Annotated in this window: 15 protein-coding genes; 2 read left to right on the top strand and 13 right to left on the bottom strand. The window is 67.3% G+C overall.

Annotated features, from left to right (window positions below; all coding sequences use genetic code 11):
- Positions 1-437: 437 nt before the first annotated feature.
- From CKO28_RS06480 to CKO28_RS06470, 3 genes are all read right to left on the bottom strand, one after another.
- Complete coding sequence (locus CKO28_RS06480; protein ID WP_200339813.1) at positions 438-1,799, bottom strand: hypothetical protein; 1,362 nt, start codon at positions 1,797-1,799, stop codon at positions 438-440.
- 183 nt (positions 1,800-1,982) lie between these two features.
- On the bottom strand, positions 1,983-2,519 hold the full coding sequence (locus tag CKO28_RS06475) for a hypothetical protein (protein WP_200339812.1): 537 nt from the start codon (positions 2,517-2,519) through the stop codon (positions 1,983-1,985).
- 371 nt (positions 2,520-2,890) lie between these two features.
- A complete protein-coding gene (locus CKO28_RS06470; RefSeq protein ID WP_200339811.1) occupies positions 2,891-3,436 on the bottom strand; it encodes a recombinase family protein in 546 nt (181 codons plus the stop codon).
- Positions 3,437-3,664: 228 nt separating this feature from the next.
- On the opposite strand from CKO28_RS06470, the gene CKO28_RS06465 reads away from it, so the two are divergent.
- Positions 3,665-4,228, top strand: coding sequence for a paraquat-inducible protein A (locus tag CKO28_RS06465; protein WP_200339810.1), 564 nt, complete (start codon positions 3,665-3,667; stop codon positions 4,226-4,228).
- Positions 4,229-4,608: 380 nt separating this feature from the next.
- Positions 4,609-5,118: a hypothetical protein gene (locus tag CKO28_RS06460; protein ID WP_200339809.1), complete on the top strand. Its 510-nt coding sequence runs from the start codon at positions 4,609-4,611 to the stop codon at positions 5,116-5,118.
- 23 nt (positions 5,119-5,141) lie between these two features.
- Here the strand turns inward: CKO28_RS06460 and CKO28_RS06455 are convergent, their stop codons facing one another.
- From CKO28_RS06455 to rph, 10 genes are all read right to left on the bottom strand, one after another.
- A complete protein-coding gene (locus tag CKO28_RS06455; protein WP_200339808.1) occupies positions 5,142-6,458 on the bottom strand; it encodes a tyrosine-type recombinase/integrase in 1,317 nt (438 codons plus the stop codon).
- A 60-nt stretch (positions 6,459-6,518) separates the two neighbouring features.
- Complete coding sequence (locus CKO28_RS06450; RefSeq protein ID WP_242480377.1) at positions 6,519-7,256, bottom strand: phosphoadenylyl-sulfate reductase; 738 nt, start codon at positions 7,254-7,256, stop codon at positions 6,519-6,521.
- A 17-nt stretch (positions 7,257-7,273) separates the two neighbouring features.
- Positions 7,274-7,777, bottom strand: coding sequence for a DUF934 domain-containing protein (locus CKO28_RS06445; protein WP_200339807.1), 504 nt, complete (start codon positions 7,775-7,777; stop codon positions 7,274-7,276).
- Positions 7,764-9,419 (bottom strand): nitrite/sulfite reductase, encoded by a 1,656-nt coding sequence (locus CKO28_RS06440; RefSeq protein ID WP_200339806.1) that lies wholly within the window; start codon positions 9,417-9,419, stop codon positions 7,764-7,766. Before CKO28_RS06440 ends, CKO28_RS06445 begins: the two co-directional genes overlap by 14 nt.
- A gap of 4 nt (positions 9,420-9,423) precedes the next feature.
- Entirely contained in the window at positions 9,424-9,834 is a 411-nt protein-coding gene (locus CKO28_RS06435) for a DUF2849 domain-containing protein (RefSeq protein WP_200339805.1), read from the bottom strand.
- A gap of 34 nt (positions 9,835-9,868) precedes the next feature.
- Complete coding sequence (cysG, locus tag CKO28_RS06430; RefSeq protein WP_200339804.1) at positions 9,869-11,296, bottom strand: siroheme synthase CysG; 1,428 nt, start codon at positions 11,294-11,296, stop codon at positions 9,869-9,871.
- Between the two features lie 603 nt (positions 11,297-11,899).
- Positions 11,900-12,625: a DUF169 domain-containing protein gene (locus CKO28_RS06425; RefSeq protein ID WP_200339803.1), complete on the bottom strand. Its 726-nt coding sequence runs from the start codon at positions 12,623-12,625 to the stop codon at positions 11,900-11,902.
- A 52-nt stretch (positions 12,626-12,677) separates the two neighbouring features.
- Positions 12,678-13,892: a radical SAM family heme chaperone HemW gene (gene hemW / locus CKO28_RS06420; protein ID WP_200339802.1), complete on the bottom strand. Its 1,215-nt coding sequence runs from the start codon at positions 13,890-13,892 to the stop codon at positions 12,678-12,680.
- On the bottom strand, positions 13,889-14,497 hold the full coding sequence (gene rdgB, locus CKO28_RS06415; RefSeq protein ID WP_200339801.1) for an RdgB/HAM1 family non-canonical purine NTP pyrophosphatase: 609 nt from the start codon (positions 14,495-14,497) through the stop codon (positions 13,889-13,891). Before rdgB ends, hemW begins: the two co-directional genes overlap by 4 nt.
- A 202-nt stretch (positions 14,498-14,699) precedes the next feature.
- Positions 14,700-15,422 (bottom strand): ribonuclease PH, encoded by a 723-nt coding sequence (rph, locus tag CKO28_RS06410; protein WP_200339800.1) that lies wholly within the window; start codon positions 15,420-15,422, stop codon positions 14,700-14,702.
- Between the last annotated feature and the right edge of the window lie 36 nt (positions 15,423-15,458).

Genomic DNA, 15,458 nt, shown 5'->3' with positions numbered 1-15,458 from the left:
GAAAAACCGGCTCTTGTGCAAGGGTTTCCGGTGAGCTGTAAAGCCATCGAGCGCAAAGATGCCGCTAGTCTTGCATGAACCGTAGAGCGGCTCATGAAGCTGAAAGAGGAGCGGCGGGAGAAGGCCGGAGCGTGGCGAAGGCGGCTGCCGAGTAGGTGCAGTCAACTGCACCTTCGGGGTCTCCTGTTGGCTGGTTTTGGTGCAGTAAGACTGTACCATCGTCCAAGTCGGGTGCAGTCCAACTGCACTATCGGCCACGATGTGTCAGAGTGTCGGCAGAACACCAAAGACGCGAGTTACGTGCCCCACGTACGGAGAGAGTGGGTAGACACACTTGTTGTTAGCCCTTCTATTCCACCTACCCTGACCCATCACAGGTAGACCTCACCATCACCACCCTCAGGACGTAGCCGGAAGCTAGGCAATCACTAGCTAGATTATCCCGACTTCGTGGATACCTTCACCTCGCCCCGCCCACCGGACACCTCGGTGAAGACTTCCTCCATGACCGCCTTGGTCCTCTCTTGATCGGTGACCGCCACCACGACCGCATCGTGTATCGGTAACGCGGTGACCCCTTCTGCCTTCAACCGGAGTAGGACCGTCACCAAGATCGTACTCTCCAGGAACTGAAGGTAATGGCCGATGCCTGTGAACAGGTGACCAGCGAGCGTAGGATGGTATCGCTCAATCACTTCGATCACGTCGCCCACCTTGCAGCTTCGCGGAAGCAAGGTCCTCGTCCCCTTCGGTAGCCGCGTAAGGGATGTGTCGGAGAAGAGCGCAGCGTTGAAGACCTTCTTCAGGCCCTCCCGGTGGAAACGCAGGTAGCCCAGAGCGTAGTGATCGCCTTCGGGTGCAGTTGACTGCACCTGGGCATAGAGCAGCCGTGGGGTCATCTGTCGGTAGTCAAGGGAGGCCACCGGCTGGCCGTTGATCCGCAGACCTTGAAGCCGTTCGCCTTCCTTGAGCTGCTGCCAGAACCCGCCGAACAGCCGTCCGCCACTCTCGAAGCTCTTCCGGGTGAACAGTCGCCGCAACCTCCGGTCTCGGGTGTCGATCCGAAGGGGACGCATGAGGGCACCAGGGTCGAACGTCAGGTCCGCCTCTGCGAGCCACTGGTTGATCTCCGTCATCTCGGCCCGGTAGCGGACGGTCGCTTCGGTGTCCTCGTACTCGACCGCCGTGGCGCGGTCCCAGAAGTCTTTGGGAGCCTGCCGCAGGATGATGACCTCCTGGCAGTCATCCTCCGCGAAGTCCCTGGGGGCGAGGTCCGCTTCCTCTAGCAGGTCCACCAGCACGGAACCGGCAGCGATGGTCGTTCGCTTGCCGCCTGTGGTCCGGGCACTGAAGGTCTTTGGTCCCTGGTCACCAGTCACCTGTGTAAGCAATCCGACGCTCGGATGTGACAGCAGGTCCAGGATGCCAGGCACCCGCCTTCCGTAGGTCTCCGCCCGGTAGCGGGACCGTTGATCTAGCGTGGTCTTTGACCGGCTGATTGCGATGCGTCGGGCTGGGTCGGTCAGGTGGCGGTAGGCGACATCGCTGATGATGGCCTCGACCGTTCGCTCGTAGGCGTTTCGGTCTTTCGCACGTTGAACTCGCCTACGGCTGCCGATGTCGAACGCAGCCCGATCGGTCGTCTTGATGATGCTCGCGATCAGTGCCTTCGCGGCCTCACTCTGGGCGCGGCGGTCGGGGTTGTAAAAGTAGTCGGGGGATTGGTCTCCAGGGTCGGTCTCGTCTTCGGACGGGTCCGGATGCGCCAGAGGCGCGTCATGTACGGTGTCGATGTCCACGGCGGTGGGCTTTCAGGGTGCGTTGGCGGGCAACATCGGGTCAGCGACCCGCCCACGCAGGATTGGCGAAATGCGGCCCGTAGAGGCCGTGTTGGGGGTGGCGGCTAGGTTGGTAGCGGGGGGACCGTCAGAGGCCACCTCTGGGGCGTTTTCAGGGCTTCCTGGGCCACCTGCGGTCGCCGGTCAGGCTGGCCTTTCGCAGGAGCCAAGCGCGGCCCAGAGATCGGCCTTCTCGCGTTCCTGGGCGGCCCTAGCGCGGTCGATGTCCGTGGCGATGTAGAGGCCCACGGCCCCGAGGGTGTCCATCAGGGCTTGGCCGAGGAGTTCCGAGGACCGTGCTGGTGGGGTTAGGTAGACGCGATGGTTCTTGCCGGTCTCGTGGTTGTACCACTCGCCAGCGTGCTGGTCGGTCAGGGCGCGGAACAGTCGAGCAAGCTGAAACAGGAACGCACGGTCTGACTTGAACAGGCTCGGCTCCCGGTGACGCAGCAGGACCACGGCACAGACGGTCGCGATGATGTCGCGGGGCTTGGCGTCATTCGCAACGGCGACTACGGAGCGCATGGCGTCATCCTTCCAGCGCACGGTGGGGCGCCCTCGGTCGTGTTCGGCAAGGTGGTCGCGGGCGTGGTCGAGTAGGACGTTCCAGCGGGCTTCGACCTTGGCCCAGGCGGTCGGGTCGCTTCGGCGGTCCAGCCACCGGCAAACCTCGGCTTTCAACGGCCTGATCTTCGCGATGGTGATGGTTGGCTGGTCGGGCGTTCCGTGTCGCCGCTGGCGTTGACGGTGGGCGTGGCAATAGGGGCTGTGGCCAGAGCGCAGTCGCTCGCACCCGGACATGCGGCAGTTCATTTTGATAATCCTCGAAAGATAGTCTCCGCTCTCTATGACACAGGAGCGCAGAAGATGTTGGCAGGGTTACAGCAAACCTCTTGCCCGGCAGACGTAGCTTCGGGCTGAAGGTGCACGTTAAGGCTGAAGCGATGCCCTAAATAGCCGCCGCCCGTGTCCTCCGGCTCACAACGGGCCAAGAAGGTGCAGTCGACTGCACTTTTGCTGAGCCGCCAGTCCTCGCCACGCCGCCCTAAAGCTCACCCTTCGTCCAGCACCCGATACACGCTGGCGCGCCCGATCCCCATTTCCTTCGCGATAGCCGTTGCACCCATCCCCTCATCGCGAAGCTCCCGCACCTTGTCCGTGTCGATCTTCGGAGGGCGCCCCTTGTAGACCCCCTTGGCCTTCGCCCGCTCGATCCCTTCCATCTGGCGTTCCCGGCGCAGCTTCGTCTCAAAGTCCGCGAACACCCCCAGGAGGTTCATCGTCAACTCGCCGTAGATGTCGCCGGTGTCAAACGGTTGCTCGGTTGCCTTTACAGCCGCCCCCTTGTCCGCGACTTCGCGAACGATGGCCCGTAGGTCGTCTATGCTACGCGCCAAGCGGTCGATCCTGGTGACCATCAGCACGTCGCCGGGCCGCAAGAAGTCGATCACTGTAGCCAACTCGCTCCGGCCCTCGCGGGTGGTCCCGCTGGCCTTCTCCTCCCTCACCACCTCACACCCAGTCGCCTTCAGTGCCTCCACCTGTCCGGTTAGGTCCTGGTCCGTGGTGCTGACCCGCGCGTAACCGATCTTGGTCATTCCGATCCCCTGTGTGTCTCGTTTGGCTCTAGACCCGCATTAAGCGCCGTCTTAGAAACCAAAGTCAACCCAAATGATACACCGGGGTCTGCGGTTCGGGTGTCTCACACCATCGCCTTGCCAGGGTATACCCGATCAAGACACCATGATCCGCCCTGTGCAGAGAGGCGTGTTGGGTGCTAGGGGTACTACCTGGGGGCGCATCCAGATTAGGGGAACCGAAAACGCATGAGCCGACTTCGCTGGTGGGAGTTGGCCGTCACGGCACGGAAGGCACCACGCTCGGTGGCTTCTGAGGCTCAAGGGAACGAACGGCTTGTGCCCCTCCTAGTGGCTGCCTCAGTCTTCAGCCTATTCCTCGGTCTAGCTCTTCCCATCGTCAGCGTCCGGAAGCTCATTCTCTTCAAGGACGAAGTGTCGATCCTTGGCGCTATCGGTGAGTTGTTCTCGTCTGGCGAGGTCTTCTTAGCAATCGTCGTGTTGGCCTTCTCCGTGGTCTTCCCTGTCGGCAAGCTCGCGGTCACCGACTTCATCTGGCGTGGTTGTCCAGTAGACGATGGTGGGATCAGGCAAGCCTTGAAGCTCCTAGCCTGGGTAAGCCGCTGGAGCATGTTGGACGTGCTGGTCGTCGGCCTTGTGGTCTTCTCCGCCAAGGCATCCGGGCTGGCGAACGCAACGTCTCAGCCGGGCCTCTACTTCTTCGCCGCTGCCGTGGGTGGGTCCGCCGCCGCCGCTGCCTTATTGAAGCGCGCTGCCAAACGGCTCAACGCAATTCCGCCGGAGATGCTGTAGCAGCCCACACACGCCCTCTCCCTCTCCCAGGTACGCCCATAGCCCCCACCCCCTCAGCGGCACCTCAGCGGCCCGCATTTGGCCAGCACGGGCAGTCCCGCTGGGTGGAGGTAGGTGGCCCCCCGGTGGCCCTTTCCGGTTGCCCCTTGTGGCTCACCAGGAAACGGTGGGGTGCACGGGGGTAAATTGATCTACACACAGTTGAGGTCGGCCCTTCGTATACCTGGCTAAAATATCCGGGGTGCTCCGACCGGAGTGGCCTCCCGACCGGGGTATCCCGTCTTCGGACTTGCCTTCCTACCACCCCGGATAGAAACTCCAGGGCGCATAGGAACACCAACGTTCAACCAGCTGCGCCACATGGCGCTTGGGGAGGGATCATGTTCGGCTTCCTGCGACGGGCCGGAGAGAAGGCGGCGGAGCGCGACATGGAGAAGCACTTACGCTTTTTCCGGGTGGCTGGTCCAGAACAAGCGGCGATGCTCCGAGTAGCCGCAGCACAGTCTATAGCGGCCCTAGCGCCCGTCATGGATAAACACGATCTGGACTTTGTATTTGACGCGCTCGGCAAAGGAACACCACTTACGCCCGATCAAAGCGTAAAGATATCCACCTTCAATTCGCGTCTCATTCAAATCCAAACGAAAGCATATGAAGACAATAGCCCTCACTCCACTTTGATGGGATCGGGTATAACCGCCTGGATACTTACGTTCCGCGCTCTAACCTACCCGACACTCACACCCCTCGCGATGGAGCTTTGGCAGCACATCGAACGCGGCCAGGATCACTATGAAGAAACCCTGCTTGATCTGGTAGAAGACGGCGTTGTCGAGCCGGGTGCTGCTGTCCGGACCTTCGCCCCGCCCACCTGTTTCGCGACCGCGTAGCTGACCACCACGACACCGTTACTCTACAGCGGATAGCTGATCTTCTCTATAGCCGCCCGCTTCCGATCCAATCCATGCTCACTCGCGTAGTGTCCGAACGTCATAGTCTTGTATTCGTGACCCATTAGGTCAGCGACTACACTCTCATCTTCACCCACTTGCTTCAGCATTGTAGCGAACGTCTTGCGAATACTGTGGAACACATAGCGATCATCGTAGCCCATACGGGTCTTCAGCCGTCCGAACTTCTGACCCAGGGGCGGGGATCGGTCGCCATACTGAGACTTAGCGGTAGACGGTAGGACATACCCGTCAATGCTGTCTGCTGTGAGCCGGTCGATTGTCGGGCGTAGCTGGGAGTGGATCGGAATGGCCCGCCACCCCGCGCTAGTCTTGGCGTCCTCCACGACGAAATGATCCCCGTGGACATGCGCGACCTTCAGCTTACCAAGCTCCTCCCGGCGGCACCCGGTCCACATACCGAGAACGATCAGGTCAACTAGAGGCTGATCCTTGCCGGTCCTCGCCTGTCGCTCCTCGGCAGCCCTGAGGATCGCCACAAGCTGCTTCGGGGTAAACTCCCGCCGCTCATCCGCTTTGGTCTGCTTCTGATTAGCCTTGGGCTTCGTGAGGCGGTCGAACGGCATAACCTCCTCGGGTGCCACCTCGATGGACACCAGCCAGTCCCAGTAGGCCCGTAGGCTGGTGAGGTGGCTCTGCATGGTCGCCGGGCTGCGCCCTTCCTTGGAAACCTGCCCGTCAAGCCACCGCTGGACTTCTTTCCGGTTCACGTCCTGGACGTGCGCGAACTTCGCCCCGAACCGCTCAATGATCGACCGGCGCATGTCCGCCGTCTTCTTTTCAACCTCCCGCTCCAGGCGATCCATGTACTCGTCCAGGTGGTCGGTCCAGGGCACCAGTTTGCCCGTCGCAGAGGCGAAGAACCTGTCCGCTTCCGCATTTACTGGCAGGTCGTCATACGCGGGATCGTGTATATCGCTGACCCCGGCCCGTGCCGCTGCCCGTTCAATCCGCCCCTCGGCTATTTCCGCGATGTGGTCGAGGAGGATGGGCCGTTCATGCTCAGGGGTCTCCTTCAACGCCCGCCGGAAGAACGCCGCCTCATCATCAAGGTCCACCTGCCCGCACAGCTTCTTCCGAGCGCGGTCAATCTCTTTCCGCCACTGTCTCTCGAAGATGGCAGCGCGGGATCGGGCTAGGTTCTTTTCGCCAGTCTCGGTGCTCTGCGAGAACCGCTTGCGGCCCCCGAACGCCGACCGCACATCCTCAGGGATGTCATGGAAGGCGAGGTATCGGTTGCGGCGACGTTCCAGGTACACAGGCTTGCTCCCCCACACGGTTTCCCCACACACCATAGAGGCGGAAACCCAGGATACAAGCTAAATCCCGCTCCCTGACCCCTGCTGCGCCCACCAGGCGTTGTGGATGCCGCATTCGGTCTTTTCCATGCCGGCCCAGCGGCCCGCGCGGGCGTCCTCGCCGTCGCCGACGCGCCGGGTGCACGGCAGGCAGCCGATCGAGGGGTAGCCCTGGTCGACCAGCGGGTGGCGCGGCAGGCCGCGGGCGTCGAACGCGGCGTCGACGTCGGCCTGGGTCCAGTCGGCGAGCGGGTTCACCTTGACCCGGCCGTCGGCCAGTTCCAGGCGCGGCAGGCCCTCGCGGGTCGCGGTCTGGAAGCGCTTGCGCCCGGTGATCCAGGCGTCGAAGCCCTGCAGCGCACGCTCCAGCGGGCGGACCTTGCGCAGGGCGCAGCAGCGGTCCGGGTTGCGCGACCAGAGGTGGCCGTCCGGGTCGGTCCGCTGCTGGTCGGCCGCGTCCGGGCGTTCGTTACGGACGCCGGTCAGGCCGAGCTTGGCGATCAGCCGGTCGCGGTAGCGCAGCGTCTCCGGGAAGTGCTTGCCGGTCTCCAGGAAGATCACCGGGGTCGCCGGATCGATCCGGGCGATCATGTCCAACAGCAGCGCCGCCTCCGCGCCGAACGAGGAGACGGCGGTGATCGACCCGGGGAACTGCTGCCGGATCGCCAGCTCCAGCAGTTCCTCCCCGCTCAGCCCCGCGGCGGCGCGGTCGAGCGCGTCCATCCGGTCGGCCGGCGTTATCGGTGTGCTTCCATCCATCTTGAACGGCTCTCCGCTCATTCCGCCGCGCGGCGCGCGTGCCGGCGCCAGGGCGCGGGCTGGGGTCCGTCGGCGGCCTTCTGGTAAACGACCGAGATGCGCTGCAGGGCGCGCTGCCACGCCTCGGCGGTGGCCGGGTCGACGTCGAACCGGTCGAAGCCGCAGCGCACCAGGAAGATCGCCTGGTCCTGCAGGACGTCCCCGGTCGCCCGGATCTCGCCCTCGAAGCCATGGCGCTGGCGCAGCAGGCGCGCCTGGGAGTACGCCCGGCCGTCCTTGAACGCCGGGAACTCCAGGACGACCGCGTCCAGCTTGTGCAGGTCCTGGGCGATCTCCTCGACCGGGCGGTCGTTGGGCAGGCGCACGCCGAGCGCGGCGTTCCGGCCTTCCAGCGCGTGGCGGTTCGCCTGGAACACCTCGGCCGGCAGGATCGCCGCCTGTCCGTCCGGCAGCTCCTCGATGCTGGCGACCTCGATCCAGGGATCGGCGACCGCGCTTCCGGTGCGGTCAATCAGCGGCATAGAGCTTCTCCCGGAACGGTTCGGCGCCGAGGCGGCGGTAGGTCTCCAGGAACGCCTCGCCGGTCTGGCGGTTTTCCAGATAGGCGTCGACCAGCGTCTCCACCGCGTCGACCACCTCGTCGTAGGCGAAGCCCTTGCCGACGATCTCGCCCAGCGAGGCGTTCTCGTCCGCGCTGCCGCCGATCGTCAGCTGGTAGAACTCCTCGCCCTTCTTATCCACGCCCAGGATGCCGATGTGGCCGACGTGGTGGTGGCCGCAGGCGTTGATGCAGCCCGAGATCTTGACTTTCAGCTCGCCGATGTCGTGCTGCCGGTCGAGGTCCTGGAAGCGCTCCTGAATGCGTTGCGCCACCGGAATCGACCGGGCGTTGGCGAGCGAGCAGTAGTCCAGCCCCGGGCAGGCGATGATGTCGGAGATCAGGCCGACGTTCGCCGTCGCGAGCCCCTGGTGCTTGAGCTCCTGCCAGAGCTGGTAGAGGTCTTCTTGCCGCACGTCCGGCAGGGTCAGGTTCTGTTCGTGCGTCACCCGGATCTCGCCCAGCGCGAACCGGTCGGCGAGCTCGGCGACCGCCTCCATCTCCTCGGCCGTGGCGTCGCCGGGGGCGCCGCCGTGCGGCTTCAGCGAGACGTTCACGATCGCGTAGCCGGGCTGCTTGTGGCGCGCCACGTTCGCCTGCACCCAACGGGCGAACCCGGGATCGTGCCGGCGCCAGGCGGCATAGGCCGGCGGGTCGTCCGGCAGGTCCGCGTAGGTCGGCGGGGCGAAGTAGGCCTGGATCCGCTCCAGCTCGCCGTCCGGCAGGTCCAGTTCCTGGTCCGGCATCGCCCGCCATTCCCGCTCGACCATGCGGGCGAATTCGTCCGCGCCGACGCTGTTCACCAGGATCTTGATGCGCGCCTTGAACGCGTTGTCGCGCCGGCCGAGCTGGTTATAGACCCGCAGCACCGCCTCCAGGTAGCTCAGCAGGTGGCGCTTGGGCAGGAACGCCCGGATCGTCTTGGCGATCACCGGGGTCCGGCCCTGGCCGCCGCCGACCAGCACCTCGAAGCCGGGCTCGCCATCCTCGTCGCGGGTCATCCGCAGGCCGACGTCGTGCACCGCCACCGCCGCGCGGTCCTCCCGGCAGCCGGTCACGGCGACCTTGAACTTGCGCGGCAGGAACGAGAATTCCGGGTGCAGGGTCGACCACTGCCGGATGATCTCGGCGTAGACGCGCGGATCCTCGACCTCGTCCGCGGCGACCCCGGCGTACTGGTCGGCGGTGACGTTGCGGATGCAGTTGCCGGAGGTCTGGATGGCGTGCATCTCGACCTCCGCCAGCTCCGCCAGCAGATCCGGGATGTCCTTCAGCGCCGGCCAGTTGAACTGGATGTTCTGGCGGGTCGTGAAGTGGCCGTAGCCCTTGTCGTAGACGCGCGCGACGTGGGCCAGCTTGCGCATCTGGGTCGCCGACAGCGTGCCGTACGGGATCGCGATGCGCAGCATGTAGGCGTGCAGCTGCAGATAGACCCCGTTCATCAGCCGCAGCGGCTTGAACTGGTCCTCGCTGAGCTCCCCGGACAGGCGCCGGTTCACCTGCTCGCGGAACTGCTCCACGCGGTCGTTGACGATCGCCTGATCGAATTCGTCGTAGCGGTACATCGTGCTAGCGCTCCTCGCCTGGACCCGGGTCCGCCAGTTCGGCCGGCCGGCCCGATCCGGCCTGCTTGCCCCAGTCAGCCTGTTTGCCCCGTTCGGCCTGTTTGCCCCATTCGGCCTGTTTGCCGAGGTCGGGCCGCACGCTGGGTCCCTTGGCGCGCATGACTTCCTTCATGTGACTGGGCCGCGGCGTTCCGTCGGCCTGCGGCTGGACGGCGAACAGGTAGGGCGCGACCACGGTCGTCCCTGCGAACGCCTGGGCGCGCTCCAGCAGCGCCTGCTGCGCCTGCGGGTGTTCCGCCCAGTCGGCCTGGTCCGGGGTCTCCGCCCACCGGTCGTCCGGCGTCAGATAGACCACGACGCCGTCGCTCAGGCGGTTCGCGGTGACGGCCTTGGGGCCCTTGGCCTTGGATGCCATGCGTGTGTCGTCTCTCGGTTGGCTTGGATGCGGTTCAGCCCTGCAGGGCGACCTGGCGCGGCCGCGCCGGGTCCGGCGCCGCGGCGGCGGTGCGGCGCGCGCCCTCGGCGAACGCCGCGACCTGGCCGATGATCAGCATCGCCGGCCCGCGCACGCCGCGCGCGGCGACGGTCGCGCCCAGCGCGGCCAGCTGGGTGGGCAGGATGCGTTCGTGTTCGGTGGTGCCGTGCTCCACGATCGCCGCCGGGGTGTCCGGGCTCAGGCCGTGGGCGATCAGGCGGTCGGCCACCCGCTCGGCGGTGGTGACGCCCATGTAGATCGCCAGCGTGTGGTTGGCGCCCGCCAGCGCCGCCCAGTCCGGCTCGGCCTCCGGGCTGGCGGCATGGCCGGTGACGAAGGTGACCGCCTGGGCGTGGTCGCGGTGGGTCAGCGGGATCCCGGCGGCGGCCGCGCAGCCGGTCGCCGCGGTGATCCCGGGCACCAGCTCGACCTGCACGTTCGCCGCGCGCAGGGCGCTGACCTCCTCGCCGCCGCGGCCGAACACGAACGGATCGCCGCCCTTCAGCCGGACCACCTTGGACCCGGCGCGGGCGTGGGCGATCAGCAGCGCGTTGATCTCGTCCTGGGTCTTGGCGTGGGCGCCCGGCGCCTTGCCGACGTCGATCCGCTCGGCGTCGCGCCGGGCGTAGTCGACGATCTCCGGATTGACCAGCCGGTCGTGAACCACGACGTCGGCGCGCTGCAGGAACCGCACCGCCTTGAAGGTCAGCAGGTCGGGGTCGCCCGGCCCGGCGCCGACGATCGCCACCTGGCCGGTCCCCACCGCGTCCGCTTCGCCGTTGACCAGGCGCATCATGCCCTCGCGGGCCTTCGCCTCGCGCCCGGCCAACACGTCGTCGGCGACGGCCGAATCGAAGAAGGTCTCCCAGAAGCGCAGACGCTGCGGGCCCGGCAGCAGGCGGTTGGCGACGGCGTCCCGGAAGCTCTCGGCGAACGCGGTCAGTTCGCCGATCCGCGCCGGCAGCATCGCCTCCAGCTTCTCCCGGATGCGCCGGGCCAGCACCGGCGCGGCGCCGGCCGAGGAGATGCCGATGGTCAGCGGATCGCGGTCGACGATCGCGGGCGTGATGAAGGTGCAGGCCCACGGCCGATCGACCACGTTGACCGGGACGTCGCGCGGCCGGGCGACCTTGGCGACCGCCTCGTCGACGTCGGCGCGGCCGGTCGCGGCGATCACCGCCGCCTTGCCCGGCACGTCGTCCTGCTTGAAGCAGCGGGCGATGTGCTCGATCGCGCCGTCGCGGGCCAGGCCCGCCAGCTCGTCGTCCAGACGACGGGCGACCACGACCACGCGGGCGTGCGCCTTGCGCAGCAGGCGGACCTTGCGCGCGGCGTTCTCGGTGCCGCCGACGACCAGCACCGGCCGGTCGCGGATGTCGAGGAAGGCTGGGAAGTAACGCATCGCGAACCCCTTTGCCGCGTCGCCCCGGCGCCCGGCCGCTGCGCGCGGCGGCCGCCGGTTCGGGCGATACCGCCCGAACTTCTGAAACAGCGGGCAAGAGTCAGGCGAAAGGTGGGTTCACCTTCCGCGACCTTGCCCTAATTTCCACGCTTCGGCGTGTGCTTTTTCGATTTGCCGCAGAACGTTTCGTAGAATTGGGAATACGCCGGCAGCCGGCCCGAGTCAACCAATACCACAAATCACAGTGCTGTTATTCTCTTATTGTACTGCGTAGAATGCGACAATAAGCGGGATCCGCTCTGCCCTCCCGCGCCCTCGAGGGGAGAGGGAGGGGCCGCTCCCCTGCAGAAGACTTTTGCACAAATCGCCGGGCGCCCGTGTGGGTCCTTCGGCACGGACGCCTTCGGAGTCTTACTCAGGATGAAGGATTCGGTTTATCGGCAACTTACCGATAACTTTATGCTGAGGTGCCAATGCCTGAGCTTGTCGAAGGGCTGGCGTGTCGAAGCACGCTCCACGGCTGCCCCTGCCCGCGTGCAAAAGTCTCTCAAGGGCAAGAGGACCCGCCGGCACGCACGTTTGACGGGCGAACGGCCGTCGACCTCAACCCGCCTGGAAGCGGCGCTTGTCGTCGGCGGCGTATTGGGCGACCGCGCGGTCGGCCTGCTGTGCGGCGGCGAGCGCGTCGAGCGTCTCGTCCAGCTTGGCCGCGGGGATCGCGACGGTCATTTCGCTCGACGGCATGCCGGTGCGCACCCGGCTCACCATGCAGCCGACGGACAGCGCCGGCTGCTGCTGCTCCCGGGCGATCGCCACGATGTGGCACTGCGGCTTGCCCTCGCTCAGCAGGTGCGGCAGCGCGTCCTTCAGGATCATCGCCTGCTTGCCGGTCACCCGCAGGAACACGACGTCGGGCGGCACCGGCGCGTCCTTGAGCGGGCCGTAGACGATCGCCGCCGGCTTGTGCCGCACCGCCGGCACGCCCTGGACCGACTCCTGGTCGACCCAGCCGCAGTCCAGCAGCGCCTTGGTGTCGTCCCTGCTGGCGGCCTCCTCGAGCGAGATCAGGCCGTGGGTGTAGCTGCCGACCGAGCAGTTGCCGTGGTCTTCCGGCAGGGTCGCGAAGGTGCGCTCGGCGGCGTGCATCCAGAAGACGCAGCCCGCGGAGACGCGCCCGGTGCGCCCGTCGGCGGCGGGCTCGGCGAACGGCGCGTCGAACCGCGGGACGTCGTCGGGCACCTCCTGCGTGAAGGCGATGGCGAGCGGCGGGCTGGCGAGGCTCAGATGGTCGTGCAGCTCGCGGGCGGCCTGGGCAAGATCGCGGGGCATGTGCAAGCCTCCTGTCGGGCGCGGCGCGGCGCGCTTCTTGTGCTTCCGGACGTCACCCCAGCAGATGGTCGATCACGGCGTTGAGGCGCAGCCGCCCCGCCGCCGTCGCGGCCAGCCGCTGGGCGTCGAGGGTGAGGTAACCCGCCTCCCGGAGCGCGTCGAGCCGGCCGGCCTCGAACAGCGCCTCCGGCTGGGCGCCCAGCTCGCGGACGAAGGCGTCGCGGTGGATGCCCTCGGCCAGGCGCAGGCCCATCAGGGTGATCTCCTGGCGCTTCTGGTCGGCCGCCAGCGGATCGCGGGCGCGGGTCGCGTGGCCGTGCGTCCCGACCGATTCCAGCCACGCCTCGGGCGCGCTGTGCTGGCGGGTGGCGTGCTTGACGCCGCCCAGCGTCAGCCGCCCGTGCGCGCCCGGGCCGATGCCCAGGTAATCGCCGTAGCGCCAGTAGGTCAGGTTGTGCCGGCTCTCCGCCCCCGGCACCGCGTGATTGGAAACCTCGTAGGCGTTGAGGCCGCGGGCGGCGAGCGTCTGCCCGGTCGCCTCGAAGATCGCGGACTGGGTCTCGTCGTCCGGCAGGTCGAGCTCGCCGCGCCGCCAGGAGGCGTGGAACGGCGTCCCGGGCTCGATCGTCAATTGGTAGATCGAGATGTGCTCCGGCCCCTCTTCCAGCGCGCGCGCCAGCTCGCCCGCCCAGCTCGCCGGCGTCATGCCGGGGCGCGCGGTGATCAGGTCGAAGGAGATCCGCGGGAACGCCTTGCGCGCCAGCTCGACCGCCGCCAGCGCCTCGTCCGCCGAGTGCTGCCGGCCCAGGAACGCGAGCGCCCGGTCGTCCAGCGCCTGCACGCCCAGCGAGACGCGGTTCACGCCCGCCTGGCGGAACCGGGCGAACTTCTCCGCTTCCACGCTCGTGGGGTTGGCTTCCAGCGTGATCTCGGCGTCGTCGGCCAAATCGAACCGCTCGGCGATCCGGTCGATCAGCGCCTGAGCGGTCGCCGGCGCCATCAGGGAAGGCGTGCCGCCGCCGAAAAAGATCGAGCTGACGCGCCGTCCGGCCGTTTCGCTGGCGTAATGATCCAGCTCGGCCAGCAGCGACCGGCGCCACAGGTCGTGGTCGACCGCATTGCGGACGTGGCTGTTGAAGTCGCAGTAGGGGCACTTCTTCAGGCAGAACGGCCAGTGGACGTAGACGCCGAAGCCGGGGTCGGGCGCCCGGTGGGAGCCGGCCTCAGAGGCGGGGGCCTCGAACGCGGGGGCGGGCGCGGCGGTCATGTCCGGAACACCGCGTCGACCAGCTGCTCGAAGGCGCGCGCGCGGTGGCTCATGGCGTGCTTGGCCGCCGGGTCCATCTCGCCGAAGGTGATCGCGTGGCCCGCCGGCACGAACATCGGATCGTAGCCGAAACCGTGCGCGCCGCGCGGCGGGTAGGTGAGCGTGCCGTCGACCTGCCCCTGGAAGGTGCGCGACCGGCCGTCCGGCCAGGCGAGCGTCAGCGCGCAGACGAAGCAGGCCGACCGGTCGCCGCCATCGCCGCCGTTGGCCGCGCGCAACGCGCGCTCCACGCGCTCCATGGCCTGGCGGAAGTCCTTGTCCGGCCCGGCCCAGCGGGCGGAATAGATGCCCGGCCGGCCGCCGAGCGCGGTGACCGCGAGGCCGCTGTCGTCGGCCAGCGCGGGCAGCCCCGCGCCTTCGGCCGAGGCGCGCGCCTTCAGCCCGGCGTTCTCGGCGAACGTGCGGCCGGTCTCCTCCGGCTCGGGCAGGCCCAGCTCGCCGGCGGATTTCACCGCCACGCCGAACGGCGCGACCAGCTCGGCGATCTCGCGCACCTTGCCCGGGTTGTGACTGGCGATCACCAATGTCTCCGCGCCCAGCGGCATGGGGTCTCGTGTCCCGGCTTCGTTGCACGCCCATCGTCCCCTTTCCCTCGACGGGAGAGGGAGGGGCCCGCGCCGCGAAGCGGCGTGGGAGGGTGAGGGTGGGAGTCCCCGGCGTACGGCGCGGAGTCCCACCCTCACCCTAGCCCTCTCCCCTCGAGGGAGAGGGAACCCGCCGAGGCGCCCGTCGTCCTTGCTGCAGGAGTTAGACCCCGACCCCGAGGGCTTCCAGCTGTTTGCGGCAGAGCTGGCCGACCCCGGTTTCGGCGAGGTCGAGCAGTTGGTTGAAGGTGTCGCGGTCGTAGGGCTCGCTCTCCGCGCTCGCCTGGATCTCGACGATGCCGCGCCGGCCGGTGAGCACGAAGTTGGCGTCCGCGTCGGCGGAAGAGTCCTCGGCGTAGTCCAGGTCGAGCACCGGATTGCCCTGGTAGATTCCGGCGGAGATCGCCGCGACCTGGTCGGTCAGCGGGATCTGCTTGATCGCCTTGGCGGTCTGCATGAACTGGAACGCCTGGTAGAGCGCGACGTAGGCCCCGGTGATCGCGGCCGTGCGGGTGCCGCCGTCGGCCTGCAGCACGTCGCAGTCGAGCTGGATCGAGCGCTCGCCGAAGCCGGTCAGGTCGGTCACCGCGCGCAAGCTGCGGCCGATCAGGCGCTGGATCTCCACCGTGCGGCCGCCCTGCTTGCCGCGCGCCGCCTCGCGCCCGCCGCGGGTATGGGTGGCGCGCGGCAGCATGCCGTACTCGGCCGTCACCCAGCCGCGGCCGCTGCCGCGCATGAAGCCCGGGACCGAATTGTCGATCGAGGCGGTGCAGAGCACGTGGGTGTCGCCGAACTTGGCCAGGCACGAGCCTTCGGCGTGCTTGCTGAAGTCGGGCTCGAGTTGAACCGTGCGCAACTGGTCGGCGGCGCGTCCGGAAGGGCGCATGGCGACGGGGGCTCCGTGCTTGTGGGACCGTGGGGG

Source organism: Rhodovibrio sodomensis (assembly GCF_016583645.1).
Classification (GTDB): domain Bacteria; phylum Pseudomonadota; class Alphaproteobacteria; order Kiloniellales; family Rhodovibrionaceae; genus Rhodovibrio; species Rhodovibrio sodomensis.
The sequence above is the reverse complement of the archived record's forward strand: the minus strand, read 5'-3'. Positions and strand labels throughout refer to the sequence as shown.

Coding starts and splice junctions, on each gene's coding strand:
- rdgB (WP_200339801.1), bottom strand. CDS start 14,497: ATGCCGCTGGGCGCGGAGACATTGGTGATCGCCAGTCACAACCCGGGC.
- CKO28_RS06440 (WP_200339806.1), bottom strand. CDS start 9,419: ATGTACCGCTACGACGAATTCGATCAGGCGATCGTCAACGACCGCGTG.
- CKO28_RS06435 (WP_200339805.1), bottom strand. CDS start 9,834: ATGGCATCCAAGGCCAAGGGCCCCAAGGCCGTCACCGCGAACCGCCTG.
- rph (WP_200339800.1), bottom strand. CDS start 15,422: ATGCGCCCTTCCGGACGCGCCGCCGACCAGTTGCGCACGGTTCAACTC.
- CKO28_RS06450 (WP_242480377.1), bottom strand. CDS start 7,256: ATGGATGGAAGCACACCGATAACGCCGGCCGACCGGATGGACGCGCTC.
- CKO28_RS06470 (WP_200339811.1), bottom strand. CDS start 3,436: ATGACCAAGATCGGTTACGCGCGGGTCAGCACCACGGACCAGGACCTA.
- cysG (WP_200339804.1), bottom strand. CDS start 11,296: ATGCGTTACTTCCCAGCCTTCCTCGACATCCGCGACCGGCCGGTGCTG.
- CKO28_RS06425 (WP_200339803.1), bottom strand. CDS start 12,625: ATGCCCCGCGATCTTGCCCAGGCCGCCCGCGAGCTGCACGACCATCTG.
- CKO28_RS06445 (WP_200339807.1), bottom strand. CDS start 7,777: ATGCCGCTGATTGACCGCACCGGAAGCGCGGTCGCCGATCCCTGGATC.
- CKO28_RS06465 (WP_200339810.1), top strand. CDS start 3,665: ATGAGCCGACTTCGCTGGTGGGAGTTGGCCGTCACGGCACGGAAGGCA.
- CKO28_RS06460 (WP_200339809.1), top strand. CDS start 4,609: ATGTTCGGCTTCCTGCGACGGGCCGGAGAGAAGGCGGCGGAGCGCGAC.
- hemW (WP_200339802.1), bottom strand. CDS start 13,892: ATGACCGCCGCGCCCGCCCCCGCGTTCGAGGCCCCCGCCTCTGAGGCC.